The sequence below is a fragment of the Streptomyces sp. JJ38 genome (assembly GCF_019303475.1).
In the GTDB taxonomy this organism is placed as follows: domain Bacteria; phylum Actinomycetota; class Actinomycetes; order Streptomycetales; family Streptomycetaceae; genus Streptomyces.
Genome location: NZ_JABLSI010000007.1, coordinates 76,278 through 99,681, shown reverse-complemented (window position 1 = coordinate 99,681; position 23,404 = coordinate 76,278). Strand labels below are relative to the sequence as shown.

Annotated in this window: 22 protein-coding genes and 1 pseudogene; 12 read left to right on the top strand and 11 right to left on the bottom strand. The window is 74.6% G+C overall.

The window, feature by feature from the left end; genetic code table 11:
- Positions 1-4: 4 nt before the first annotated feature.
- Positions 5-1,456 (bottom strand): RNB domain-containing ribonuclease, encoded by a 1,452-nt coding sequence (locus tag HPT28_RS05605; RefSeq protein ID WP_219089795.1) that lies wholly within the window; start codon positions 1,454-1,456, stop codon positions 5-7.
- Positions 1,457-1,520: 64 nt separating this feature from the next.
- Between HPT28_RS05605 and yaaA the strand changes: the two genes are divergently transcribed.
- On the top strand, positions 1,521-2,342 hold the full coding sequence (gene yaaA, locus HPT28_RS05600; RefSeq protein ID WP_219089794.1) for a peroxide stress protein YaaA: 822 nt from the start codon (positions 1,521-1,523) through the stop codon (positions 2,340-2,342).
- Positions 2,343-2,412: 70 nt separating this feature from the next.
- Here the strand turns inward: yaaA and HPT28_RS05595 are convergent, their stop codons facing one another.
- Positions 2,413-3,600, bottom strand: a complete 1,188-nt coding sequence (locus tag HPT28_RS05595) for a cytochrome P450 (RefSeq protein ID WP_219089793.1) — start codon at positions 3,598-3,600, stop codon at positions 2,413-2,415.
- Positions 3,597-4,298, bottom strand: coding sequence for a tRNA-dependent cyclodipeptide synthase (locus HPT28_RS05590; protein ID WP_219089792.1), 702 nt, complete (start codon positions 4,296-4,298; stop codon positions 3,597-3,599). Before HPT28_RS05590 ends, HPT28_RS05595 begins: the two co-directional genes overlap by 4 nt.
- Before the next feature lie 234 nt (positions 4,299-4,532).
- Here HPT28_RS05590 and HPT28_RS05585 point away from each other — a divergent pair, with 234 nt between their 5' ends.
- Positions 4,533-5,423 carry a PhzF family phenazine biosynthesis protein gene (locus tag HPT28_RS05585; protein WP_219089791.1) on the top strand — a complete coding sequence of 297 codons (891 nt, stop codon included), beginning with the start codon at positions 4,533-4,535 and terminating at the stop codon, positions 5,421-5,423.
- 55 nt (positions 5,424-5,478) lie between these two features.
- Here the strand turns inward: HPT28_RS05585 and HPT28_RS05580 are convergent, their stop codons facing one another.
- The 3 genes and pseudogenes from HPT28_RS05580 to HPT28_RS05570 all read right to left on the bottom strand — a co-directional run bounded on the left by HPT28_RS05580 (position 5,479) and on the right by HPT28_RS05570 (position 8,210).
- The gene (locus HPT28_RS05580) at positions 5,479-5,724 is read right to left on the bottom strand and encodes a hypothetical protein (RefSeq protein WP_219089790.1); all 246 of its coding nucleotides are present in this window, start codon (positions 5,722-5,724) and stop codon (positions 5,479-5,481) included.
- Positions 5,725-5,798: 74 nt separating this feature from the next.
- Positions 5,799-7,217 (bottom strand): annotated as a pseudogene (locus HPT28_RS05575) (glycoside hydrolase family 5 protein).
- 186 nt (positions 7,218-7,403) lie between these two features.
- Positions 7,404-8,210: an SDR family oxidoreductase gene (locus HPT28_RS05570; RefSeq protein WP_219089789.1), complete on the bottom strand. Its 807-nt coding sequence runs from the start codon at positions 8,208-8,210 to the stop codon at positions 7,404-7,406.
- A 109-nt stretch (positions 8,211-8,319) separates the two neighbouring features.
- Here HPT28_RS05570 and HPT28_RS05565 point away from each other — a divergent pair, with 109 nt between their 5' ends.
- From HPT28_RS05565 to HPT28_RS05550, 4 genes are all read left to right on the top strand, one after another.
- A complete protein-coding gene (locus HPT28_RS05565; RefSeq protein WP_219089788.1) occupies positions 8,320-9,954 on the top strand; it encodes an alkaline phosphatase in 1,635 nt (544 codons plus the stop codon).
- Positions 9,955-10,100: 146 nt separating this feature from the next.
- The gene (locus HPT28_RS05560) at positions 10,101-11,462 is read left to right on the top strand and encodes a multidrug effflux MFS transporter (protein WP_219089787.1); all 1,362 of its coding nucleotides are present in this window, start codon (positions 10,101-10,103) and stop codon (positions 11,460-11,462) included.
- Entirely contained in the window at positions 11,444-12,523 is a 1,080-nt protein-coding gene (locus HPT28_RS05555) for a serine hydrolase domain-containing protein (RefSeq protein WP_308119091.1), read from the top strand. Before HPT28_RS05560 ends, HPT28_RS05555 begins: the two co-directional genes overlap by 19 nt.
- A 41-nt stretch (positions 12,524-12,564) precedes the next feature.
- Entirely contained in the window at positions 12,565-13,542 is a 978-nt protein-coding gene (locus HPT28_RS05550; RefSeq protein WP_308119090.1) for a small ribosomal subunit Rsm22 family protein, read from the top strand.
- A gap of 96 nt (positions 13,543-13,638) precedes the next feature.
- Here the strand turns inward: HPT28_RS05550 and ddaH are convergent, their stop codons facing one another.
- A complete protein-coding gene (ddaH, locus tag HPT28_RS05545) occupies positions 13,639-14,448 on the bottom strand; it encodes a dimethylargininase (RefSeq protein ID WP_374226921.1) in 810 nt (269 codons plus the stop codon).
- Positions 14,449-14,579: 131 nt separating this feature from the next.
- Positions 14,580-14,756: a DUF6243 family protein gene (locus HPT28_RS05540; RefSeq protein WP_219089786.1), complete on the bottom strand. Its 177-nt coding sequence runs from the start codon at positions 14,754-14,756 to the stop codon at positions 14,580-14,582.
- 151 nt (positions 14,757-14,907) lie between these two features.
- On the opposite strand from HPT28_RS05540, the gene HPT28_RS05535 reads away from it, so the two are divergent.
- The 4 genes from HPT28_RS05535 to HPT28_RS05520 all read left to right on the top strand — a co-directional run bounded on the left by HPT28_RS05535 (position 14,908) and on the right by HPT28_RS05520 (position 18,679).
- A complete protein-coding gene (locus HPT28_RS05535; RefSeq protein ID WP_219089785.1) occupies positions 14,908-15,522 on the top strand; it encodes a TetR/AcrR family transcriptional regulator in 615 nt (204 codons plus the stop codon).
- A 166-nt stretch (positions 15,523-15,688) separates the two neighbouring features.
- Positions 15,689-16,417, top strand: coding sequence for a bifunctional DNA primase/polymerase (locus tag HPT28_RS05530; RefSeq protein ID WP_219089784.1), 729 nt, complete (start codon positions 15,689-15,691; stop codon positions 16,415-16,417).
- A gap of 378 nt (positions 16,418-16,795) precedes the next feature.
- On the top strand, positions 16,796-17,989 hold the full coding sequence (locus HPT28_RS05525) for a sensor histidine kinase (RefSeq protein WP_257578074.1): 1,194 nt from the start codon (positions 16,796-16,798) through the stop codon (positions 17,987-17,989).
- 18 nt (positions 17,990-18,007) lie between these two features.
- The gene (locus tag HPT28_RS05520; protein WP_219089783.1) at positions 18,008-18,679 is read left to right on the top strand and encodes a response regulator transcription factor; all 672 of its coding nucleotides are present in this window, start codon (positions 18,008-18,010) and stop codon (positions 18,677-18,679) included.
- Positions 18,680-18,755: 76 nt separating this feature from the next.
- On the opposite strand, the gene HPT28_RS05515 is transcribed toward HPT28_RS05520, so the two are convergent.
- Both HPT28_RS05515 and map read right to left on the bottom strand, forming a co-directional pair.
- Positions 18,756-19,730, bottom strand: coding sequence for a hypothetical protein (locus tag HPT28_RS05515; RefSeq protein ID WP_219089782.1), 975 nt, complete (start codon positions 19,728-19,730; stop codon positions 18,756-18,758).
- Between the two features lie 188 nt (positions 19,731-19,918).
- Positions 19,919-20,776 carry a type I methionyl aminopeptidase gene (gene map / locus HPT28_RS05510; RefSeq protein ID WP_219089781.1) on the bottom strand — a complete coding sequence of 286 codons (858 nt, stop codon included), beginning with the start codon at positions 20,774-20,776 and terminating at the stop codon, positions 19,919-19,921.
- A 61-nt stretch (positions 20,777-20,837) separates the two neighbouring features.
- Between map and HPT28_RS05505 the strand changes: the two genes are divergently transcribed.
- The gene (locus HPT28_RS05505; protein ID WP_219089780.1) at positions 20,838-21,125 is read left to right on the top strand and encodes a hypothetical protein; all 288 of its coding nucleotides are present in this window, start codon (positions 20,838-20,840) and stop codon (positions 21,123-21,125) included.
- A 54-nt stretch (positions 21,126-21,179) separates the two neighbouring features.
- Here the strand turns inward: HPT28_RS05505 and HPT28_RS05500 are convergent, their stop codons facing one another.
- A complete protein-coding gene (locus HPT28_RS05500; protein ID WP_219089779.1) occupies positions 21,180-22,490 on the bottom strand; it encodes an MFS transporter in 1,311 nt (436 codons plus the stop codon).
- A gap of 117 nt (positions 22,491-22,607) precedes the next feature.
- On the opposite strand from HPT28_RS05500, the gene npdG reads away from it, so the two are divergent.
- The gene (gene npdG, locus HPT28_RS05495) at positions 22,608-23,333 is read left to right on the top strand and encodes an NADPH-dependent F420 reductase (RefSeq protein ID WP_219089778.1); all 726 of its coding nucleotides are present in this window, start codon (positions 22,608-22,610) and stop codon (positions 23,331-23,333) included.
- Positions 23,334-23,404: the final 71 nt, after the last annotated feature.

The window sequence follows — 23,404 nt, the reverse complement described above, 5'->3', positions numbered from 1 at the left end:
GCGGTCACGCCGGGGCGAAGCGCACGGGTGACCTGCCGGGATCGGCGTGCAGGAGGCGGACGCGCAGGGGCTCGCCGAGGGGGAGGGGCGGCCCGTCGGGCGGGGCGGAGACGCGGCCGGGGACGGGTGGGGACGCGAGGTGGACCGTGCCCTCGTGCGGGTGGTCCTCGTCGACGTCGACGACGTGGCCGTCGAAGACCTCGCCGACGTGGTCCCACAGGACGGCGGCGTCCAGCAGCTCCGCGCAGTCCCGCTCGACGGCCGCCGCGCGGCGCTCCCCGGCCGCCATCGTGGCGGGCAGGGCCGACAGGTGGGCGGTCACCCACTCGGGGGCCTCGCGTCCGGCGTCGGCGGCCAGGCACAGCTCGCCGGTGTAGCGGTCCACGAGGCGGCGCAGGGGGGCGGTGCAGTGCGTGTACGGCCCGGCGACGGCGGCGTGCACGGTGTGGTCCGGGGGTGGGGCCCCGGCCCCGAGCACGGTGTAGCCCCCGCCGCGCAGCAGCGCCGTGCACTCCTGGAGGAAGGCGGCGTGCCGGGGGTCGCGCGGGTCGAGCGAGCGGAGGAGCTCGGCGTAGGACGTGTGCCGGGGCCAGGGGACGTCCAGGGCACGGGCGACCCGGTGGAGCCGGGCCACGGCGCCGTGCGGGGCGCTGGGGAGGGTGCGCAGGAGGCCGGTGCCGGAGCGCAGCATCAGCTCGGCGGCGGCCATCCCGGTGAGCAGGGAGAGCTGGGCGGCCCACACCTCGGTCGGGGCCGGGGCGCGGAAGGCGAGCCGGTAGGCGTCGCCGTGCGGGACGGCCTGCTGCTCGGGCACGGACAGGGAGACGCCGCCGCGGGCGCGCTCCTGCTCCTCCCTCAGCCGTCCGACGACGCGCAGCAGGGCGAGGGACTCCTCGGCGGTGCCGTCCTCGATCCGCTGCTGTGCGGTGGCGTGGTCGAGCCGGGCGTGGGAGCGGACGAGGGCGCGGCGGACGTGGGTGGCGGTGGGGACGCCGTCGGTGTCGAGGTCGTGGGTCCACAGGAGGGCGGGGCGGGGCACGTCGGGGAGCAGGGCGGCGGCGTCCTCGCCGATCCGGTGGGGGAACAGGGGGACGCGCAGGTCGGGGTAGGCCAGGGTGGTGACGCGGCGGTGGGCCTCGGCGTCCAGGGGGCGGCCGGGGGTGACGAAGGCGGCGATGTCGGCGACGGCGTGGCGGACGCGGTAGCCGCCGTGCGGGCGGTGGGTGAGGTACAGGGCGTGGTCCGGGTCCCGGGCGCCGGTCGGGTCGAGGGTGAAGAACGGCAGGTGGGTGGCGTCCTCGGCGGGCAGCCGGGGGCTGCGGGCGGACCGCACGGCGTCGGCGAGGACGGAGGCGGGGAAGGCGTGCGGGACGCCGGTCCGGTGGCGCAGGTCGTCCAGTGCGCTGCGCAGGGCGGCACCGTCACCGCCGGTGACCTGGAGCTGGCGGCTGGGCATACGGCGAGCGTAGGGCCGTAGGCTGCTCGTCGCCGCTTTTGTCAGACCGTGAGGAGAAGAGACCGTGCTCGTGCTGCTGCCGCCGTCCGAGGGGAAGGCCCCGCCCGCGCCCGGTGGGGCCGGGGAGCCGCTACGGCTGGAGGCGCTGTCCCTGCCGGGGCTGACGGAGGCGCGGGAGCGGGTGCTGGCCGAGCTGGTGGCCCTGTGCGCGGAGGCGGTGGACGGCGATGACGCCAAGGCCCGCGAGGTGCTGGGGCTGAGCGAGGGACTGCGCGGGGAGATCGCCAAGAACGCCGGGCTGCGCGAGGCGCCGGCGCGTCCCGCGGGGGAGATCTACACCGGGGTGCTCTACGACGCGCTGGGCCTGGGTTCGCTCGACGCCGCGGCGCGGCGGCGGGCGGGACGGGCGCTGCTGGTGTTCTCCGGGCTGTGGGGCGCCGTCGGGGTGGACGACCCGATCCCGTCGTACCGGTGCTCGGGCGGGGTGAAGCTGCCGGGCCTCGGCGGTCTGGGGGCGTTCTGGCGCGGTCCGCTGGCCGAGGTGCTGCCGGAGGCTGCGGGGGACGGGCTGGTGCTGGACCTGCGCTCGTCGGCGTACGCGGCCATGTGGAAGCCGAAGGGAGAGCTGGCCGAGCGGACGGTCGCGGTGCGGGTGCTCCAGTCGAGGCTGGTGGACGGGGTGGAGAAGCGCTCGGTGGTGAGCCACTTCAACAAGGCGACGAAGGGGCGTCTGGTGCGCTCGCTGCTCACCGAGGGCGTCGAGCCCGCCTCGGCGGCCGGGCTGGCGGAGGCTCTGGGGGATCTCGGACACCGGGTGGAGCTGGAGTCGCCGGAGCGGGCGGGCCGCTCGGCCCGGCTGGACGTGATCGTCACCGACGTGCACTGAGGACGCTGCCCCGCACCGCCTTGGTGGGGGCGGCCCGGGGCCGGCTGGTGGCCGGGCCCGGGCCGGGGCGTCACCAGAGGACGGGCAGGCGTTCCGGGACGCGCTTCATGAAGCCGGTGCGCCAGACGAGCTGCTCGACGGGGACGGCGAGGCCCAGCCCCGGCATGCGGTCGAGGAGGGCCTCGATCGCGATCTCGGCGTGCTTCTTGCCGAGGGCGGTGGCCGGGCAGTAGTGGCCGCCTCCGCCGAAGGAGAGGTGCTCGGCGGCGTTGGGCCGGTCGACGTCGAAGATGTGCGGGTCGGGGAAGACGGCCGGGTCGTGGTTGGCGGCCTCGACCAGGACGAGGACGAGCTCGCCCCTGCGCACGGTGGTGTCGCCGAGCCGCATGTCCTCCAGGGCCAGGCGGGGCAGCCCGTCGGCGATGGAGAGGTTGATCCGGAGCAGCTCGTTCACCGCGGCCGGGATCTTCTCCGGCCGCTCGCGCAGGAGTTCCCACACCTCGGGGCGCTGGATCAGGGAGAAGACCATCATGGTCAGGGCGCCCATGGTGGACACGACGCCGGCGCCGAACATGGTGACGCCGACGGTGGCGAGCATCTCGTCGGTGAGGTGCTCGTACTCCGGCCGGCCGCGCAGGGCCGCGAGTTCGGCTATGAGCCCGCCGGTGGCCGGGTCGTCCAGCCGCTCGACCATGTAGCCGATGTCGCGGTCCCAGTTGAGCCGGGCCCCGGTGATGGGGCAGGCGGAGTTCATGAACGCGATGTCGAGGCTGCGGTAGAGGCGGTCCGCGTCGTCGAGGGGTATGCCGAGGAGGTGGCAGTGCAGGGCGGTGGAGTACGGCACCGTGAACCGGTCCCGCAGGTCGGCGGGGGCGCCCTCGGCGAGGAGGCCGTCGAGCAGGGTCGCGGAGTGGGAGCGCATCCACGCGACGCGGCCGGGTGCCTTGGGGTTGATCGCCTTGAGCACGGCCTTGCGCAGCCCCGCGCCGGTGATGTTGCCCATGTTGTTGACCACCTCGGGCGGGATGGTCAGCGCGTACTGCCGGGGCACGCCGGGGGCGGAGGTGTCCTTGAGGGAGAACCGCGGGTCCTCGAGGACCTGTCTGCACAGGGCGTGGGAGGAGACGAGCCACGCCTCGTCCCCGGCGATGGTGCGCACGCGCCGGACCGGCTCGTCGCGCAGGAGGGGCTCGATCTCCGCGGGCAGGCGGTCGCCGCGGGCGGAGAACGGGAAGTCGAGCAGCGTGCCGGTGGTCATCGGTGGTCTCCTTCGGCCGGGGCGACGATGGCGTGCCCCTGGTTGCGCGAGGCGCGCAGCCCGGAGCCACGGGAGTAGAGCAGGTCGGCCAGTGGCAGCGCCTGGTGATAGCAGTTCAGGGAGGACGAGACGCCGAGGATGGCGGGGGTGTCGAGGAACAGCGGCACCTCGGCGGCGATGTACTGGAGGCAGACCTCGCGCTGCCGCTCGGTGCTGCCACCGTGGTCGAGCACCCTCGTCGTCAGGAAGGTGTCCACGAGGGTTTCGCAGGTCGAGCGGAACTCGGCGTCGGTGGCGAGCAGTTCGCCCAGGTGCGTGCGCAGTGCGCGGTAGGCGCCGTTGGCCGTGAGGGCGGACATGGGCCGGGCCCGGACGCGGGTTCCCGTGGGGTCGACCTCGGCGGCGGCGTTGGTGACCTTGGCGCGGACGCCGCGGAGGTTCTTGACGGCCTTGCGGCGTGCGTCGTCCGGGTCGTAGCCGAGGGCCTCGTACATGTCGGCGACGTGCAGGTCGGTGTAGATCAGGTCGACGCGCCGGAAGTGGTCGGCGCCCCAGCGTGCGAGGTCGGTGACGCGTTGCGCGGAGAAGTAGGAGTTCCCCGGGGAGATGCCGATGACGGCGTGCTCTCCCTCGTCGTGGATGACCTGGCACTGCGGGGTGTACGGCCGGACCGTGAAGAGTTCGACTGCTGTGGTCACAGGAAGTTCGGGTCCTTCTCGCCGTCACTAGTCCCAGCGGGGCCCCGTGCCCCGGGTGTGGCGACGGCGTCACGGAACGTACCCGAAGGGTGACGCGGATTCCATGCCAACCGGGCAGTAACTCGCCTGGTGGACACCTGGGTTGATTGTTCATTCTCTGTTCACGCGCACGTCACCCGAAGGGGTGGGCCGCGCGAGCGGAATAGGGGGCCGTGCCGGACGGTTGCGAAGGGCATGGGGAACCTCGCACAGCCGCAACGGCAAGAGACCGAAGTCCTGCGTTACGCCGCCTTCTCCGCCGACCCGGAGGGAGGCAACCCCGCGGGCGTCGTGCTCGACGCGGCAGGGCTCGACGACGCGGCGATGCTCGCCGTCGCCGCCGAGGTCGGCTACTCGGAGACGGCCTTCCTGACCCGCGCACCGGAGGCGGGCGGGTCGGGCCGGACGTTCACCGTCCGGTACTTCAGCCCGCTGGCGGAGGTGCCGTTCTGCGGCCACGCCACCGTGGCCGCGGCGGTGGCCGTCGCCGAGCGGGCCGGCCCGGGGGAGCTGCTGTTCGAGACGCGGGCGGGCGCCGTGCCGGTGGGGGTGGTCCGGACGCCGTCGGGGGAGCTGCGTGCCACGCTGACGAGCGTGCCTCCGCACACGGAGGAGATAGCGCGGGAGCACCTGGAGGAGGCGCTCGCCGCGCTCGACTGGCGGGCCGAGGAGCTGGATGCCGCGCTGCCCCCGCGCATCGCCTACGCGGGAGCGCGCCACCTGGTGCTGGCCGCCGGCACCCGTGACCGCCTCGCCCACCTGGAGTACGACTTCGAGCGGCTGGGGGCCCTCATGCTCCGGCTGGACCTGGTGACGCTCCAGTTGGTGTGGCGCGATCCGGAGAACGCCACGGTCTTCCACGTCCGGGACCCGTTCCCCGTCGGCGGTGTCGTGGAGGACCCGGCCACGGGGGCCGCGGCGGCGGCGCTGGGCGGCTATCTGCGGGAGCTGGGCCTCTCGCCGGACAGCGCGGTGCTGACCCTGCACCAGGGCGCGGAGCTGGGCCGTCCGGGCGTGCTGACGGTGGAACTGCGGCACGGGGACACCCGCGTCCACGTCTCGGGCCCGGCCGTGCGCATACCCTGAGCGCCGCACGCGGCGCGGGGAGCCCGCCGCCGGGCGGTTTCCGGCCGGCCGTGGGTCAGGCCTCGTCCTCCGGGCGGGGGGCGGCAGGCCAGGCCTCGTCCTCGCCGACCCAGTGCACCTGCTCCGGGTCGCTGAGGTCGATGTCGGGGAAGACCTCGCGGACGCGGCGTTCCAGGTCCTTCTCGGCCACGGGTTCCCAGCCGACGCCGCGCAGCCAGACGAGCCGGTAGCCGCGGTCGCCGTCGCCGAACGACCCGACCACGACCCGGTAGCGCGGCTCGTCCGGGCGTTCCGTGTCCATGGGTCCACTGTGAGCACGCTTCACCGCTCCGCGCATGCCGGACGCCGCCGATCGTGGCGGGCACGGCCCGCCCGTCACCCGGCTCGGCACGCGTTCCGGGGGGTGACGACCACCGTCACCGTCGCGCCCGGCCGGGCGTGCACCCGCGCCGTCGCCGCCCGGTCCGAGGGGAGCCGGGGCGTCGGCGTGCCCGCGTGGCCCGTCACCCGGACCCGCCAGCCGCCCCGGCGCGGCGGCACGCGCACCTCGGTGAGGCCGTGCCCCGCCCGGTACACCAGCCGGTAGGCGCCGGTGTCCGGCACCTGCTCCTCCGCGCTGATGGTGCCGTCCACCGCCGGGGCGTAGGGGGCCGCCGTCTGCTCCTTGTTGGTGCGGAAACGGCCCTCCTCGTCCACGGCGCAGTAGCCGCCCCCGTAGCACCAGACGTAGCCCGCCCAGCCCGAGCTGTAGCGGTTCAGCGAGGCGAGCGCGTCGCGGTAGAAGAGGCCCATGTTGGGCAGGGCGTTGTTGAGCGGCCCCCACTCGCCGACGACGACGGGCACGCCGTACCGCTCGGGGTAGACGGTCACGGCCGCCTCGTAGGCCTCGACCCAGCCGGCCTCGGGGTCGTAGTCGGCGCCCGCCTCCATCGCGGTGTTGTAGAAGTGCGGCGCGTAGACGGCCCTGGGGTCGTGGACGCGGCCCAGCCCCGTGGGCACGCCCTCGCCCACGATCGGGGTCGGCTCGAAGAAGATCCAGTTGTCCTCGTCGACGGAGCGGATCGCGTCCGCGAGACGGTTGTACATCGGGGTGAGGTACTCGGCCTCGATGCGCCGGGCCGCTCTCGGCAGGTCCTCGCCCGGCCGGATCTCGCCCATGGGCTCGTTGATCAGGTCGTAGCCGAGGACGGCCGGATGGGCGGCGAACCGCTCGGCCAGGGCCCGCCACATGCCGGCCTGGGCCCGCTGGAGGTCGGGGTCCGTGTAGAGGTGGGTGAACGCGCGCTGTACGGCGGGCTCGAAGTACTCGGAGAACCAGTCGTCGGGGTTCGGTTCGAAGGGCAGGCCGTCGGTCCTGGTCGCCCACTCGGGGATGCCGCGGTGTCCGAAGGCGGGCCCGAAGACGTCCTGGTGCGCGTCGATGAGCACATGGATCCGATAGCGGTGCGCCCAGTCCAGCACGCGCTCGATCCTGTCCAGGTAGTCCTCGCTGTAGTGGCCGCGCCGGGGCTCCAGGTCGTCTCAGAAGACCAGCAGCCGGGCGAAGTTGAAGCCCCGGTCGCGCAGGTCCCTGAAGTGGCGCTCGGTGATGGCGGAGAGCGCCTGTTCGCCCCGGTTCGCCTTGTCCTCGACGTTCCAGCCGCGCAGGGTGAGCACGCGGCCGCGGTCGTCGGTGAGGCGGGGCGGCCCCGGCGGCCCGGGGTCCTGGCCGGCGGCGGTCGCGGGTGCGGTCCCGGCGCCGAGTACGACGCAGCACAGGAGCGCGGCGAGGGCGGCGAGCAGGCGTCGGTACACGGGCGGACCTCCGGTACGTCGGTACGGTGGTTCCTCGGTGCCGGAGATCTCATCAGCCCGCCTGACGGGCCATCAAGACTTGTTCGTGACAAACTTCGCGCGCCGTCCGCCCGCCGGAGCCCGTCCGCCCGCCGGAATCCGCCCACCTGCCGGGAATCCGTCCGGCCCGACGGGTCCGCCCCGCGCTCAGCCGCGGCCGATGAACGGCATCGTCGTCGCCAGCACGGTGGCGAACTGGACGTTCGCCTCCAGGGGGAGGTCCGCCATGTGCACGACGGTGCGCGCGACGTCGGCGGCGTCCATGACGGGCTCGACGGCCGTCGTGCCGTTGGCCTGGAGGATGCCGCTGCGCATGCGCTCGGTCATCTCGGTGGCGGCGTTGCCGATGTCGATCTGTCCGCAGGCGATGCGGTGGGGGCGCCCGTCCAGGGAGAGCGACTTCGTCAGTCCCGTCATCGCGTGCTTGGTCGCCGTGTAGGCGAGGGAGTGCGGGCGGGGGGTCTGGGCGGAGATGGAGCCGTTGTTGATGATGCGCCCGCCCTGGGGGCGCTGGCGCTTCATGACGCGGAACGCGGCCTGGGCGCAGAGAAACGCACCCGTGAGGTTGACGTCGACGACGGACTGCCAGTCGGCGTAGGAGAGTTCGTCGGGCGGGACGGCGGGACCGAAGGTGCCGGCGTTGTTGAACAGCAGGTCGACGCGGCCCCGGCGGGCGAGGGCGGTGTCGAACAGCGCGGTCACGGCCGCGGGGTCGGTGACGTCGGTGGCGGTGACCGTCATGCGTCCGGCGGCCTCGGCGGAGCCCAGGGCGGCCGTCTCCTCCAGGGCGGCGGCCCGGCGCCCGGCCAGCGTCACCGACCAGCCGTCCTCGGCCAGGGCGAGAGCCACGGCACGGCCGATCCCGGAACCGGCTCCCGTCACCACGGCGCTGCGCGGTCCATCCGCGTCCGGCTCTCGTCCGCCACTCTTCAACGTTTCGTTGATGTCCGTCATGTCCGCAGCGTACGCGATGCGCTGAGCGGTTCCGGGCGTCACCCGATGGCCACCCCGGTGACGCGTACGTGCCAACACGTCGCCGCCCTGGTCCGCTGCACTCGTCCTCATGACGCACTCTGGGAGCGCAGACAGCGAACTGAGGGCCGCTGCCCGACACCTGGGCCGCCGCCGGTTTCTGACGGTCACGGGTGCCGCCACCGCACTCGCCTTCGGCACCAACCTCCCCGACACCGCGCGGGCGGCGGCCGCCGCCCGCGAGCCGCGATTCACCCGGGAGCCCTTCACTCTCGGCGTGGGCTCCGGCGACCCCCTGCCCGACTCCGTCGTCCTGTGGACCCGTCTCGCGCCACAGCCCTTCGAGCCCGACAGCGGCATGCCGGCCCGGCCCGTGCCGGTCCACTGGGAGCTGGCGTACGACGCGGACTTCCGCCGCGTCGCCCACCGCGGCACCGTCGTCGCCCACCCCGAGTACCACCACGCCGTCCACGCCGAGCCGCGCGGTCTGGAAGCCGGCACCGACTACTGGTTCCGCTTCCGCGCCGGGCGCCACCTCAGCGCCGTCGGCCGCACCCGCACGGCCCCGGCGGCCGGCTCCGCCCCCGGGGCGGTGCGCTTCGCCCTGGCCTCCTGCCAGCGCTACGACCAGGGCTACTACACGGCCTACCGGCACCTGGCCGCCGAGCCGGACCTCGACGCCGTCCTGCACCTCGGCGACTACCTGTACGAGTACGCGGTGAACGCCGCCGCGGGAGCCCGCGGTTACACCGGCGAGGCGCGGCTGCCCGAACTCTTCCACCGCGAGACGGTCACGCTGGAGGACTACCGGCTGCGCTACTCGCTCTACAAGGGCGACGAGGACCTCCAGGCCGCGCACGCCGCCGCCCCGTGGATCGTCACCTGGGACGACCACGAGACGGAGAACAACTACGCCGACGCGATCCCGGAGAACGGCGTCCCGCCCGAGGAGTTCCTCCTGCGCCGGGCCGCCGCCTACCGCGCGTACTGGGAGAACATGCCGCTGCGCCGTCCGCAGCGTCCCGAGGGCCCCGACCTCGCCCTCTACCGGCGGCTGCACTACGGGCGGCTGGCCCAGATCGACGTCCTCGACACCCGGCAGTACCGCGACGACCAGGCGAACGGCGACGGCTGGAAGCCGCCCACCCCCGAGTCCGAGGACCCCGCGCGGCAGCTCCTCGGCGCGACCCAGGAGCGCTGGCTCACCGAGGGCTGGCACGCCTCGGACGCGGTGTGGAACGTCCTCGCCCAGCAGGTCGTCTTCTCCCGGCGCCGCAGCCGAGCCGAGAGCACCTCGCCGCTGTCGATGGACGCCTGGGACGGCTACCCCGCGGCCCGGGAGCGGGTCCTGCGGGCGGCGGACGCGGCCGGGATCGAGAACCTCGCCGTGCTGACGGGCGACGTCCACGTGCACTACGGCCTGGACATCAAGCGGGACGCCGACGACCCGGCCTCCCGCACCGCCGGTGTGGAAGTGGTCACGTCCTCCGTATCCAGCGGCGGTGACGGCGCGGAACGCCCCGGCAACTGGGACCGTCTGACCGGCGCCAACCCCCACCTGAGGCTGTACGACGGGCGGCGCGGCTACGTCGTCCTCAGGCTGGACGAGCGGCGGCTGCGGGCCGACTACCGCGTGGTCCCACACGTCACCAGGCCCGGCGCGCCCGTCACGACGGCGGCGTCCCTCGTCTCGGCCGTCGGGGATCCGGGCCTGCGCCCGGCCTGACGGTCCGGCGTCGCCGGGAGGCCCCGGCTCACATCGGCGCACCGGCGGCGGGCGCCGATGTGAGCGGCGGCATGCGCGTGGGCGGCCGGAGCCGGGCCGGGCGCCTGGGAGAATGCGTGAGCCGTCAACGATCTCCGGAGAGGTGCATGTCCGAACCCGGCCCGTCCTGCCCGGCTGCCCCCGCCCCCACGAGCCCCGACCACCCGACCGCCCCGAGCCCGCCAGCCGCCGCGAGCACCCCGACCGCCCCGAGCACCCCAGCCACACCTGTCTCCCCGAGCGCCGCCGAGGGGCCGCGGCTCACCCGCAACCAGCGGGCCGGTCTCCTCCTCACCCTGATCCTCGGCAGCCTCACCGCGCTGCCGCCGCTCTCCATGGACCTGTACCTCCCGGCACTGCCCCAGGTCGGCGAGGCCCTGGGCAGCAGCGCGGCGGGCGTGCAGCTGACCCTCACCACCTGCCTGCTCGGGCTGGCCCTCGGTCAGGTCGTCGTCGGCCCGATGAGCGACCAGTTCGGGCGCCGCCGCCCGCTGCTCGTGGGCATGGTCTGCTACGTCGTCGCCAGCGTCGCCTGCGCCGTGGCCCCCACCATCGGGACGCTGACACTCTTCCGCCTCCTCCAGGGGCTGGCCGGTGCCGCCGGGATAGTGATCGCCCGCGCCGTCGTCCGCGACCTGTTCGACGGGCTGGCCATGGCCCGGTTCTTCTCCACCCTCATGCTCATCTCCGGCACGGCCCCGGTCCTCGCACCCGTCTTCGGCGGCCAGCTCCTGCGCGTCACCGACTGGCGCGGCGTCTTCCTCGTCCTCGCCGTCCTCGGCCTCGCGCTCACCGTCGTCACCGCGAACCTCCTCCCCGAGACCCTGCCCCCGGACCGGCGGCACAGCGGCGGCCTGCCCACGGCGCTGCGGGCCATGCGCGGCCTCCTCGCCGACCGGGTGTTCAGCGGCTACCTGCTCACGGGCTCGCTGGCCTTCGCCGGGCTGTTCGCCTACATCGCGGCCTCGCCCTTCGTCGTCCAGGAGATCTACGGCGCCTCCCCGCAGGCGTTCAGCCTGCTGTTCATGGTGAACTCCATCGGACTCGTCGCCGTGGGCCAGCTCAACGGCAAGGTGCTCGTCGGCCGCTTCGACCTCGACCGCGTCCTGCTGCTCGGCCTCGGCGTCACCGGCGCCGCGGCCCTCGCCCTGCTGCTGATGACGTCCGGGATGTTCGGCGAGCCGGGGCTGCCCGCCATCGCCACCGGTCTGTTCGTGCTGATGTCCGGCATGGCGCTCGTGCTGCCCAACGCCAACTCGCAGGGCCTTCAGCGGGCCCCGCACGCCGCCGGTTCCGCCTCCGCGCTGCTCGGGACCGCGCAGTTCCTCGTCGGCGCCGTCGCCTCGCCGCTCGTGGGCGTCGCCGGCGAGGACACGGCGGTGCCGATGGCCGTCGTCCAGGTCGCCACCCTGACCCTCGCCGCCGCCTGCTTCGTGGGGATGTGCCGCCCGTGGCGCGCCGACCGCTGACGCCCGGCACGCCCGAGCAGGCCGGCCTGGACGCCGGGGAGCTCGCCGGCCTCGTCGCCGCCGTGGACGCCCTGCCCGCCCGCGGCTGGTGCGGCGGGGCCGTCGTGGCCGCCGGGCGCGGCCCGCACCTGGTGGTCGAGCACGCGACGGGCTGGGCGGTGCGCTGGGCGTCCGCCACGGAACCGGCCGCCCACCCGGTGCCGGCCACCCCGGACACCCCGTTCGACCTCGCCTCCCTCACCAAGCTGTTCACCGCGATCGTCGCCGTCCAGCACCTCGAGCGCGGCGCCTTCGCGCTGGACGAGCCCGTGGCCGCGCACGTGCCCGAGTTCGGCGCCGCGGGCAAGCGGCACATCACCCCGCGGCAGCTGCTCACCCACACCTCCGGCCTCCGTCCCGAGCTGCCCTTCCACGACGGACACGGCCTGGACCTGCTGTGGGCCGAACCGCCCACCCGCGGCGGCTACTGCTACTCCGACCTCAACCTGCTCGCCCTCCAGGCCGTGCTGGAGCGCACGAGCGGACAGCGGCTCGACACCCTGATCCGGGACGGGGTCACCGGCCCGCTCGGCCTGACCTCGACCCGCTTCGGCCCGGTACCGGGGGCCGCCGCCACCGAGGACCAGCGACGTCCCGTTGCCAAGGCCGACCGGGGGATGCTGCGTGGCGTCGTCCACGACGAGAACGCCCACGCGCTCGGCGGCGTCACCGGGCACGCGGGCCTGTTCTCCACCGCCCGCGACCTCGCGACGCTGTGCCGGGCCCTGCTGGCCGGCGGGACCGTCGACGGCGTCCGGCTGCTCGCCCCCGAGTCGGTGGGGCTGCTGCTGGACGCCCCCGGGCTCGGCTTCGTCGTCGACCAGCCCTGGTTCATGGGCGGGCTGGCCGGACGCGGCGCCGCCGGGCACACCGGATTCACCGGCACGAGCCTCGTGCTGGACCGCGCGACGGACACGTTCCTCGTCCTCCTCGCCACCACCGTCCACCCCGTCCGGCCGCGGCACCCCGACAGCGGGCCCCGGGCCGTGGCCGCGAGCCACCTGGCCCGTGCCGTGCGCTGACCGGCGCCGTCGGCCCCACCCGTCCGGCCTACCCTTACAGCGTGTACGAGCAGAACCTCCGCGCCGCGCTGGACGCGCTGCTGACCGGTCTGCCGCCCCGGCAGGCCACGGCGGCCGTCGAGCGGCTCATCGCCAGCTACCGCGGCACCACCCAGACCCACGCCCCCGTCCTGCGGAACCGGGCCGACGCCGTCGCCTACGCGGCCTACCGGATGCCGGCCACCCACGGTGCCGCGGCCGCCGCGCTGGCCGCCACGGCCGCCCGGCTGCCCGGCTGGGCCCCCGCCACCCACACCGACCTGGGCGGCGGCACCGGCGCCGCGACCTGGGCGGTGGCCGGAACCTGGCCGGGGACGTGCGCGAGCACCGTGCTCGACTGGGCCGAGCCCGCCCTCGAACTCGGGGCCGAACTCGCCCGCGCCGCGCTGCCCGACGTGCGCTGGCGGCGGGGCAGGCTGGGCGGTGACGGCGAGCGGGCGGAAACCGACCTCGTCACCGTCTCCTACGTGCTGGGTGAGCTGACGGAGGCCGACCGGGCGGCGGTGGTCGCGTCCGCGGCCCGGGCCGGACGCGTCGTGGTGGTCGTGGAGCCGGGCACGCCGGAGGGGTACCTGCGGATCAGGGCCGCCCGCGAGCGGCTCGTGGAGGCGGGGCTGCGGGTCGTCGCGCCCTGCCCGCACAGCGCGGAGTGCCCGATCGTGCCGGGCGAGGACTGGTGCCACTTCGCCGCCCGGGTCAGCCGCTCCTCCCTGCACCGCCGGGTCAAGGGCGGGACGCTGCCGTACGAGGACGAGAAGTTCAGCTATGTCGCCGCGGTGCGGCCGGAGCTGGCCCCCGAGGGCGGGGCCGGGCACTCCCGTGTCGTCCGCCGGCCACAGATCCGCAAGGGGCAGGTGCTGCTGGAGCTGTGCACGCCCGCCGACGGGCTCGGCCGGACGACGGTCACCAAACGGGACCGGGACGCCTACCGCGCGGCCCGCGACACCGACTGGGGCGACACCTGGCCACCGGCGGACTGACCTGCCCGGGGCCGGGGCCGGGGCCGAGGCCGGGGGCGGGGCCGGGGCCGGGACCCGGCGGCACGGGAGGTGCGCCGGGCCCCGCCGCGCGGAGCCCTACCCGCGCAGCTCCGCCGTGCAGCACTTGACGCTGCCACCACCCTTGAGCAGCTCCGTCAGATCGACCGGGACGGGCTCGTAGCCGCGCTTCCGCAGCGGCTCGAACAGCCCGGAAGCGGCCTGGGGGAGCAGCACGTGGTGGCCGTCGCTGACGGCGTTGAGCCCGAACGCGAGGGCGTCGGCCTTCTCGGCGATGATCGCGTCGGGGAACAGCCGGGCGAGCACGGCCCGGCTGCCGGGCGAGAAGGCCGGAGGGTAGTACATGACCTCGCTGTCCGACCCGTCGTCCAGCACGCTCAGCGCCGTGTCCAGGTGGTAGTAGCGCGGGTCCACCAGGTCGAGGCCGACGACCGGGCGGCCGAAGAACTCCTGGGCCTCCGGGTGGGACAGCGGGCTGCTCCGGAAGCCGCGGCCCGCCAGCAGCCACGACCTGGTCACCGCGAAGTCGCCCTCGCCCTCGTTGACGTGCTCGGGCTCGTGGATCTCGGTGAAGCCCCGCTCCCGGTACCAGGCGCGGTGCGCGGCGGCCTCGGCGGCCCGCTCGGGGTGGGCGAACCGGGCGCCGAGCACCCGGCCGTCCACCACCGTCGCACCGTTGGCCGAGTAGACCATGTCCGGCAGCGCGGGGTCCGGCTCCAGCTCCTCGACGGTGTGGCCGAGCTCGCGGTAGCGGTCCCGCAGGGCCTCCCACTGGGCGATCGCGAGCGGGAGGTCGACGGGCTTGCCGGGGTCCATCCAGGGGTTGATGGAGTAGGTGACTCGGAAGTGCACGGGTCGGCACATCAGATAGCGTCTGGCTGCGTACACGAGAGCTCCTCACGGGGTCGCCGTGGACTGGTGGCCACATCGTCCACCGTGGGGCACCGGTTGCGCATGATCCTTCCGGGGGATTCACAGCCGCCCCGGGGAACCCCCCGGGTGGCTGGCGCCCCAGGCGGTCACCCGCGTTCCTCCCGGAGTTTGCGCAGCAGTTCCCGCCGGGCCGCCATGACGTCCCGCGTCCCCGGCGGTCCGCCCGGCCCGCCGGTGCCGCCGGCGCCCGACAGGGCCTTGCGGGAGAGGTGGGTGCGCCGGCCTCCGACGCCGAGCAGTTTTCCGTCGCGTCCCTTGCTCATCCGGGCCTCCTGATCGTCGTCCGTTCGTGCCGCTGTTGTCGTTCGTTCCGGTCCGGGACTCGGTGTGTTCCGGACGCGATCCACTATGAGACGAGACGGTCCGTCTCGTCAAGACGGTTCGTCTCGTCTCCTTCGTTGCTACGGTGTTCCCATGCCTCCGACGCCAGCCCCGCGCACCCCCGACGCCAGCCGCCGCAGCGAGCGCTCGCGGCGCGCCATCCTCGAAGCCAGCCTCGAGCTCGTCGGCGAGGTCGGGTTCCAGAAGCTGACCATCGAGGCCATCGCCACCCGGGCGGGCGTCGGCAAGCAGACCATCTACCGCTGGTGGCCCTCCAAGGCGGCGATCCTGCTGGACGCCTTCACCGCCCGCGTGGAGGACCCGGAGTACGCCGCGGGCCTGCCCGACACCGGCGACCTCGCCGCCGACCTCAAGACCGTTCTGCGGGCCACCGCCGACGAGTTCAACGACCCCGACTTCGAGGCCCCCTACCGCGCCCTGGCCGTCGCCGGGGCCGCCGACGCCGAACTCTCCCGGCAGTTCGCGGAGCGTCTCACCGATCCGGGTCTGGCCGCCTACCGCGACCGGCTGCGCGCCGCCCGGGAGGCCGGAGAGCTCGCTTCCGACGTCGACCTGGACCTCGCCGTCGCCCTGCTGACCGGCCCCTTCTTCCAGCGCTGGCTCACCCGCGGCGGCCCGCTCACCCACGCCTTCGCTGACGGGCTCGTCGACACCGTCCTCGCCGGGCTGCGCCCGCGCGACGCCTGACCGAGGTCACCGCGGGGCCCGGGCGCATCCGGTGCGGGACCCGATGGAACCGGTGGTCATGGCCCCGGATGCCCGGACATGGCCCGACGTTCCGTATCCTCGGAGGATTCAGTGGTCCTCGCGGGACTCAGCGGGATGTGGGCGCCACGGCAGCGAAGGAGAGCGGATGGAACGGGAAAGCAAACTCTCCGGGTGGCTGCGCCGCCGGTCGCGCGGCGCCGAGAGCCGGGCCGAAGAGGCGGCCCGCGCCCGGGAGGCCCTGCTGCTCGCCGCCGCCGCCGCCGGGTTCCCGCTCGCCGTCGCCGCCCACCCCGAGGGCTACGGCTGCTCGTGCGAACGCATCGGCTGCCCCACCCCCGCCCGGCACCCCGTCTCCTTCGCCTGGCTGACGCAGGCCAGCAGCGACCCGGAGACCGTTCTGCGCTGGGCCCGCAGCCGACCCCAGGCCAACGTCATCACCGCGACCGGGATCACCCACGACGTGCTGGACGTCCCCCACGAGGCCGGGCGCGCCGCCCTGGAGCGACTCGACCGCGAGGGCGTGGAGACGGGCCCGGTGGCCGTGCTCGGGGAGGAGCGGATGCTCTTCTTCACCGCCACCCGCGGCACCCCCGAGGACGAGGACGAGTGGTGGCCCTGCGAGCTGGACTGCCACCCGGAGACGATGGACGAGCATCCCGGCATGCGCTGGCACTGCCGCGGGAGTTACGTCCTCCTCCCGCCGTCCAGGCTGCCGGGCGTCACCTCCCCCGAGGTCGCCTGGGTACGGGCCCCCGAACGTCCCCTGCCCGATCCGCTGACCCTGCTGGAGGCGCTGACCGACGCGTGCTCCGCCTACGCCGACTCCACCGCCGGGCAGGACACCCACGGCTCCGCCGCCTGGCCCGTCCGCTGAGCCGTCCTCCCCCCTCACCGCCCCCACCTGCCCGGCACGTGGGGGCGGCCCGCCTGACGAGGACTCCGGGCGGGCCGCGAGGTCAGGCCCACGCGCCCACGCGACCGCCGACGACGAGGCGGGCCGCGGGCGAGTGCCCCCACCCACCTGGGACGCCCGAAGCGCCCGCGGCTCGTCACGGGGGCGGCTGTCCCCCGCTCCCGTTATGGCAGCCGCCCCCGTGAACAGCCCTGACACTAGGGCGCGGCGCGCGGCACCGCGTCCGGCACGGGGTGGAGCCGGGGCGTGAGACTCGCGGTATCGGCCCGGACCCCACGACTTCGGCGGTACCGCGAAAGTGTGACGCCGCGCCCGGCCGACCCCGGATACGCTGCGGCGATGCAGTTGCCGCGGATTTCGATGCGCAGGCACCCCCTGGCCCTCGACATCGGCATCGCGTTGGCCATGCTGGGCTGTGCGCTGCTGATGGGCCAACAGGACACCCGTGAGGGATATCCGCCGCTCGACCCGGTCGGCTACACGCTCACCACCGCCGTCGGCCTGCTGCTGTGTCTCCGGCGCCGTGCCCCGGTCGCGGTGGCCGCCGGCGTCCTCGCCCTGTGGACGGCGTACATCGCGCTCGGATACTGGCCGGCGGTCAACAGCCTCGCCGCGCTGCTCGCCCTGTACACCGTCGCCGCCGCCCGCCGGCTGGCCGTCGCCGCGGCCGTCGCCGCGGCACTCGGCACGATCTGGACGTACTCCGCGTTCGTCTCACCCCACGGCTCGGTCCCGGCCGCCGGGGCGATGGGCGTCGTCGTCCCGGCGGTCCTGGTGCGGTTCGGCCGCTCGGCGCACCAGGCCGAGCGGCGCGGCGAGCGGCTGGCGGAGCTCGCCGCGCACCTCAGGGCGGAGCGGGACGAGAAGGCGCGCCGGGCGGTCGCCGACGAGCAGGCACGCATGGCGCGCGAGCTGCACGACGTGATCGCCCATCACATGTCGGTGATCTCCGTCCAGTCCGGCCTGGCCCGGTACGTCTACCGCACCGATCCCGCCACCGCCCGCCGGGCACTCGACACCATCGCGGACACCTCGAGCGAGGCGCTCGAGGAGATGCGCCGGATGCTGACCCTGCTGCGTCGGGGCTCCGAGGACCCCGAGTCGTACGCCCCGATGCCGCGGCTGAGCTCGCTGGCGGAGGCGGCCCAGCGGGTGCGTGCCGGGGGAGTGCCCGTGGACCTGATCGTCGAGGGCGAAGCCAGGCCGCTGCCGCCCGGCGTGGAGCTGTGCGCGTACCGCGTGGTGCAGGAGGCCCTCACCAACGTGCTGAAGCACGCACGCCCCGCCCGTGCGGAGGTACGCGTCCGCTACCGGCCGCACAGCCTGCACGTCAGCGTCACCGACGACGGACAGCGGACGGATTCGGCCAGAACCGGGACCGGCGAGGGCCACGGCTTGATCGGCATGCGCGAACGCGCCAAGCTCTACGGTGGCACCGTGACCATCGGCCCCCGCCCGGAGGGGGGTTTCCAGGTGAGTCTTGCGCTGCCGACCTCCGCCACACCGGCACCGGAGGAGAGGGCCGAAGGCTGAAGGGGACTGGCGCGGACCATGACGACCCGAGTCCTTGTGGCCGACGACCAGTTCCTCGTCCGGGCGGGCATCGTGGGGCTGCTGGAGGCGGCGGACGGCACCGAGGTCGTCGGCCAGGCGGCGGACGGCCCCGAGGCGGTGCTCCAGGCCGCGAGGTGCCGCCCGGACGTCATCCTCATGGACATCAGGATGCCCGGGATGAACGGCATCGAGGCGACCCGGCGCATCCTGGCCGCCGCGCCGGATCCGGCACCGCGCATCCTCATCCTGACCACGTTCGACCTCGACGACTACGTCTACCGGGCGCTGCGTGCCGGAGCCTCCGGCTTCATGCTCAAGGACACCGGCCCCGAACGCCTGCTCACGGCGGTGGCCGCGGTGGCCGGCGGCGACACCCTCTTCGCGCCGAGCGTGACGCGGCGACTCGTGGAGGCGTTCACGAGCACGGCCCCGGCCACGCAGCCCGTCGGCGGGCACCCGGAGCTGGACCAGCTCACGGCCCGCGAGACGGAGGTGCTGCGGCTGACCGGGCGGGGGCTGTCCAATCCGCAGATCGCTCAGCGCCTGGTCATATCCGAGGCCACGGTCAAGACGCATCTCAACCGCGCGATGACGAAGCTGAACCTGGCCAGCCGGGCCCAGGCCGTGGTGCTCGCCTACGAGACGGGGCTCGTGGTCCCCGGGGGCTGACCGTGCCCGTGCCCGTCTCCGCGCGTCGCGGCGCGGCCCGAGGGGCGCCGAAGAGACGCCCCGTCGAGGACAGGGCCTACGACCCCTCGGCGGAGATGAGGCCGGCGCGCTGGTCCAGGAACTCCACCCGGGCGTCCTCGGCCTCGGGCACGGTGACGAGCTGCTGGTACAGGTACGCCTTGGTCAGCGTCTGCCGGGCCTCGCCCTTGAGCAGCGGTTCGACGAGCGGGTCGACGGTCGGGGTGTAGCCCTCGGCCACGGTCTGCTTGGTGTGCTGGTGGACGGCGAAGAACGCGACCGCGCCCCCGTCCTCCGTGTACAGGCCCATCACCGGGTACCGCTCCGGGTCGGCCGGGGTGTCCGCCCACTCGTTGCGGGCCGCCGGCCGGTTGGCGGACTCGGCACGCGTCTCGCGCCGCTCGGTGGTGAAGCGGCCGGGTGCGAAGACCTCACCCTCGCCCTTCTGGAGGAACTCCGTGTACTCCGTGCCGAGTTGGGCGGGCTCGACCGCCAGCGGGTCCGTGGCGTCCTTGCGCAGGGGCCGGGCGTAGCCGTCCTTGTCCGTGGCGAACGCGGGGGCGGCGCCCGGCTCGACCACGGACAGGTACGACGCCTTCCAGTCCGCGTCGATGCCGTCCCGCGAGAACATCACCAGCCAGTGCGCCCTGACGTCGCCGACCTGCCCGGGGGCGGAGGCGAGGAAGTACTTCGGCCAGCCCGCCTGCCGCGGGATGTGGAACTCCGCGTCCCGCAGTTCGAGCGGCTTGAACTCCTTGTCCCCCTCGGGGTGCACGGCCTTCAGCGCGGTCAGCGCGGCCCGCTCGCTGTCGCCCAGGGGACCGTGCTGGACGGTCGTGCTCAGGTCGGCGTCGAACGAGCGGTGCGCCGTGTTCCGGACGCCGACGAAGTTCTCCAGCACCTTCTCGGCCTCGGCCTTGGTGGTGGCCGGCACGAGCGCCGTCTCACCGTGCACCGTCATGCAGCCGGTCAGTCCCACCAGCATGCCGGCCAGCGCGGTCGTGACCGCCGCCGCACGCACCCACGCCCACATGTGCCCGTGCCCTCCCCGAGCCCCCGGTTCCGTCCTCGCAGGCGGCACCCTACCCGCCCGCGCCCGCCACCTCGGCGCGGGGTCGGCCTCGCCCGCGCCCGCTTCTCGGCCTTCACCCGGCCGAACGAGGCCGCCGCGGGCGAGGATCGCGCGAGGGCGCTACGGGGTGAGCCCTCGCCCCGGGGCCGTCAGGGGAGGGTGAGGATCTCCGCGCCGGTCGGCGTGACGACGAGGGTGTGCTCGAACTGGGCGGTGCGCTTGCGGTCCTTGGTGACGACCGTCCAGCCGTCCTCCCACATGTCCCACTCGTGGCTGCCCAGCGTCAGCATCGGCTCGATGGTGAACGTCATGCCCGGCTGCATCACGGTGGTGGCCCGCGGGTCGTCGTAGTGCGGGATGATCAGCCCGGAGTGGAACGAGCTGTTGATGCCGTGGCCGGTGAAGTCCCGCACGACGCCGTAGCCGAAGCGCTGTGCGTAGGACTCGATGACGCGGCCGATGATGTTGATCTGCCGGCCGGGGCGCACCGCCTTGACGGCCCGGTTCAGCGCTTCCTCGGTGCGCTCGACGAGCAGTCGCGAGGTCTCGTCCACGTCCCCGACGAGGTACGTCTTGTTGTTGTCGCCGTGGACGCCGCCGATGTACGCGGTGACGTCGAGGTTGACGATGTCCCCGTCGCGCAGGACCGTCGAGTCGGGGATGCCGTGGCAGATGACCTCGTTGACGCTGGTGCACAGCGACTTGGGGAAGGCGCGGTAGCCCAGCGTGGACGGGTAGGCGCCGTGGTCGCACAGATAGGTGTGCACGACCTCGTCCAGCGTGTCGGTGGTGGTGCCGGGGGCGATGTGCCGGGCGGCCTCCACCAGCGCGCCCGCCGCGATGCGCCCCGCGACGCGCATCCGCTCGATCGTCTCGGCGTCCTGGACCTCGGGGCCGGAGTAGGGCGTCGGCGCCTCCTTGCCCACGTACTCGGGGCGCGGGATCGACGCCGGAACGGTACGCCGGGGGGAGAGGGTGCCGGGGACGAGGAGCGACTGGCTGGACATGCGGACGAGTCTAGCCGTGCCGGGCGTGGTGACCCCGGCCCAGGTGGGGCAGCATGCTGGTATGGCTCTCTTCAAGCGCGGCACACCGGGCAAACCCGGCGAGTGGTACTACTGCCTCAAGCACCGCACGGTTGAGGAAGGCCCGCAGTGCGGGGCGCTCGACCGGTTCGGGCCCTACCCGAGCCGGGAGGCGGCGGCCCACGCCATGGAGACGGCCCGGGAGCGCAACGAGGAGTGGCGCACCGACCCGCGCTGGAACGAGGACGAGGAGCCGGGTACGGACGGGGACGCCGGGGGTGAGGGCCCCGGGGGTGGCCCCGGCCGGGACGGCCCGCCCGGCTCCGCCTGACCCTCCGTCGGCCCACGGGCCGGCGGGCGGCCCGGCATCCGGCCACGCGCCGGGTCAGGCCACGGTGTCCGCCTCCTTCGGGCCCGCCGCCACGGCCCGTTCCTCGCGTACGGCCCGGGTGTGGGCGTTGGTCCGGGCGTCGTAGGCCAGCAGCTTCGGCAGGCACAGGACGAGCAGGCCGACGCCCGCGACGCACAGCAGCCCGCCCGCCCAGACGGAGGTGCGCACCGAGGTCAGCCCGGCCATCGTCCCGGCCCGGAGCTGGCCGAGCTGCGGGCCGCCCGAGTACGACAGCAGCTCGATCCCGGCGAGCCGGCCGCGCAGCGCGTCGGGAACGGACTGGTCCCAGATGGTGCGGCGGAAGATGCCGCTGACCATGTCGCAGCAGCCCGTCAGCGTGAGGAAGAGGAGCACCAGCCACACCTGGCCGGTGCCCGCCGCCCAGCCGGCGAGCGCGATGGCGGCGCCGGTGGCCGCGGCGGCCCAGGCCACGGCCCGGCCGTGCCGGTGGACGCGGGCCGTCCAGCCGCTGCTGAGCCCCACGAGGGCCGAGCCCGCCGGGAGGGCCGCGTACATCAGCCCGAGCGCCCAGGTCGCTCCGAGGTCCTCGGCCAGGAACGGGTAGAGGATGATCGGGAACGCGAAGAAGGTGGCCAGCACGTCCACCGCGTAGGTGCCCAGGAGCTCCTTGCGCCGCCATGCGTAGCCCGCGCCCTCCGCGATGCCGCGCAGCGACACCGGCTGGGCGTCGTGTCGCGCGGGCGAGGGCGCGAGGCGGCGGGCCGTCAGCACCGCGAGCACGCAGGCGAGGGCGTTGAGGGCGTAGGCGGCGCTCACGTCGGCCCAGGCGACGACGAGGCCGGCGATCGAGGGGCCGACGATGGCGCCGCACTGCCAGCGCAGCGAGGTGAGCGCCGCGGCGGCCGGGAGGTGCCGGTGGGCCACGACGCGGGGGACGAGGGCGCTGGTGGCGGGCCGCTGCAGCCCGGCCAGCGCGCTGCCCAGCGCCGCCGCCGCGTAGAGCGGCCAGACGGGCGGCGCCGGGAGCAGGGCGTTGATCACGAGGAGGCTCGCCACGGCGGCGAGCCCGGCCTCGGCCCAGAGGATGAGTCGCCGCTGGTCGACGGCGTCGGCGAGCGCCCCGCCGTAGAGCCCGAACACGACGAGCGGTACGAGCTGGACGACGCCGATGAGCCCCACGGCGACCGGTGAGCCGGTGAGCTGCGCGAGCTGGAACGGCAGGGCGACGGCGGTGAGCCCGTGCCCGAGCCCTGCGCTCAGCCCCGACCACCACAGGACGCGGAAGTCGCGGGAGTCGCGCCAGGGGGCGAGGTCGGGCAGGGCGGACTTCGGGAACGACGGCACGAGCAGCCATGCTCCGCCGGTTCTCCGGCTCTCGGCAAGCGATTTCGGTCCCGGCCGCGCCGCACCGGCCTACCGACCGGTAGGCGGACGCGCCGCGGCGCCTGGCAGGATCGGGGCATGACTGAACCCGCAGCCAAGCCCGCAGGCCCGCCCGCAGCACAGCCCACCGCCAGGAAGGACCCCTGGGAGCTCCCGGACGTCAGCGCGCTCACCGTCGGTGTGCTGGGCGGCACGGGCGACCAGGGGCGCGGCCTGGCCTACCGGTTCGCGCGGGCCGGGCTGAAGGTCGTCATCGGCTCCCGCTCGGCCGAACGCGCCGCCTCCGCCGCCGGGGAGCTGGGGCCCGGCGTGGACGGCGCCGACAACGCCGAGTGCGCCCGCCGCAGCGACGTGGTGATCGTCGCCGTGCCCTGGGAGGGGCACGCGGAGACGCTGACGTCCCTGCGCGCCGAGCTGGCCGGAAAGCTCGTCGTGGACTGCGTGAACCCGCTGGGCTTCGACAAGAAGGGCGCCTACGCGCTGGTCCCTGAGGAGGGCAGCGCGGCGGAGCAGGCGGCGGCGCTGCTGCCCGAGTCGCGGGTGACGGCGGCGTTCCACCACCTGTCGGCCGTCCTGCTCCAGGACCCGGCCGTCGAGCGGATCGAGACGGACGTGATGGTCCTGGGTGAGGTGCGGGCGGACTGCGAGATCGTCCAGGCCCTGGCCTCCCGCGTCCCCGGCATGCGCGGAGTCTTCGCGGGGCGGCTGCGCAACGCCCATCAGGTCGAGTCCCTGGTCGCCAACCTGATCTCGGTCAACCGCCGCTACAAGGCCCACGCGGGCGTCCGGCTCACCGACATCTGAGCGCGCCGGGGCATGGGGGACAATGGGGGCCGTGCCCGCCGTCCCGACCCCCTGAACCTGGAGTTCCGCCC

What these genes read in the sequence shown, in the direction of transcription:
- map (WP_219089781.1), bottom strand. Translation starts at nt 20,776, where the DNA reads ATGTCCAGCCAGTCGCTCCTCGTCCCCGGCACCCTCTCCCCCCGGCGT.
- HPT28_RS05535 (WP_219089785.1), top strand. Translation starts at nt 14,908, where the DNA reads ATGCCTCCGACGCCAGCCCCGCGCACCCCCGACGCCAGCCGCCGCAGC.
- HPT28_RS05595 (WP_219089793.1), bottom strand. Translation starts at nt 3,600, where the DNA reads ATGACCACCGGCACGCTGCTCGACTTCCCGTTCTCCGCCCGCGGCGAC.
- HPT28_RS05520 (WP_219089783.1), top strand. Translation starts at nt 18,008, where the DNA reads ATGACGACCCGAGTCCTTGTGGCCGACGACCAGTTCCTCGTCCGGGCG.
- HPT28_RS05525 (WP_257578074.1), top strand. Translation starts at nt 16,796, where the DNA reads ATGCAGTTGCCGCGGATTTCGATGCGCAGGCACCCCCTGGCCCTCGAC.
- HPT28_RS05585 (WP_219089791.1), top strand. Translation starts at nt 4,533, where the DNA reads ATGGGGAACCTCGCACAGCCGCAACGGCAAGAGACCGAAGTCCTGCGT.
- npdG (WP_219089778.1), top strand. Translation starts at nt 22,608, where the DNA reads ATGACTGAACCCGCAGCCAAGCCCGCAGGCCCGCCCGCAGCACAGCCC.
- HPT28_RS05580 (WP_219089790.1), bottom strand. Translation starts at nt 5,724, where the DNA reads ATGGACACGGAACGCCCGGACGAGCCGCGCTACCGGGTCGTGGTCGGG.
- HPT28_RS05505 (WP_219089780.1), top strand. Translation starts at nt 20,838, where the DNA reads ATGGCTCTCTTCAAGCGCGGCACACCGGGCAAACCCGGCGAGTGGTAC.
- HPT28_RS05570 (WP_219089789.1), bottom strand. Translation starts at nt 8,210, where the DNA reads ATGACGGACATCAACGAAACGTTGAAGAGTGGCGGACGAGAGCCGGAC.
- HPT28_RS05605 (WP_219089795.1), bottom strand. Translation starts at nt 1,456, where the DNA reads ATGCCCAGCCGCCAGCTCCAGGTCACCGGCGGTGACGGTGCCGCCCTG.
- HPT28_RS05515 (WP_219089782.1), bottom strand. Translation starts at nt 19,730, where the DNA reads ATGTGGGCGTGGGTGCGTGCGGCGGCGGTCACGACCGCGCTGGCCGGC.
- HPT28_RS05530 (WP_219089784.1), top strand. Translation starts at nt 15,689, where the DNA reads ATGGAACGGGAAAGCAAACTCTCCGGGTGGCTGCGCCGCCGGTCGCGC.
- HPT28_RS05560 (WP_219089787.1), top strand. Translation starts at nt 10,101, where the DNA reads ATGTCCGAACCCGGCCCGTCCTGCCCGGCTGCCCCCGCCCCCACGAGC.
- HPT28_RS05540 (WP_219089786.1), bottom strand. Translation starts at nt 14,756, where the DNA reads ATGAGCAAGGGACGCGACGGAAAACTGCTCGGCGTCGGAGGCCGGCGC.
- HPT28_RS05565 (WP_219089788.1), top strand. Translation starts at nt 8,320, where the DNA reads ATGACGCACTCTGGGAGCGCAGACAGCGAACTGAGGGCCGCTGCCCGA.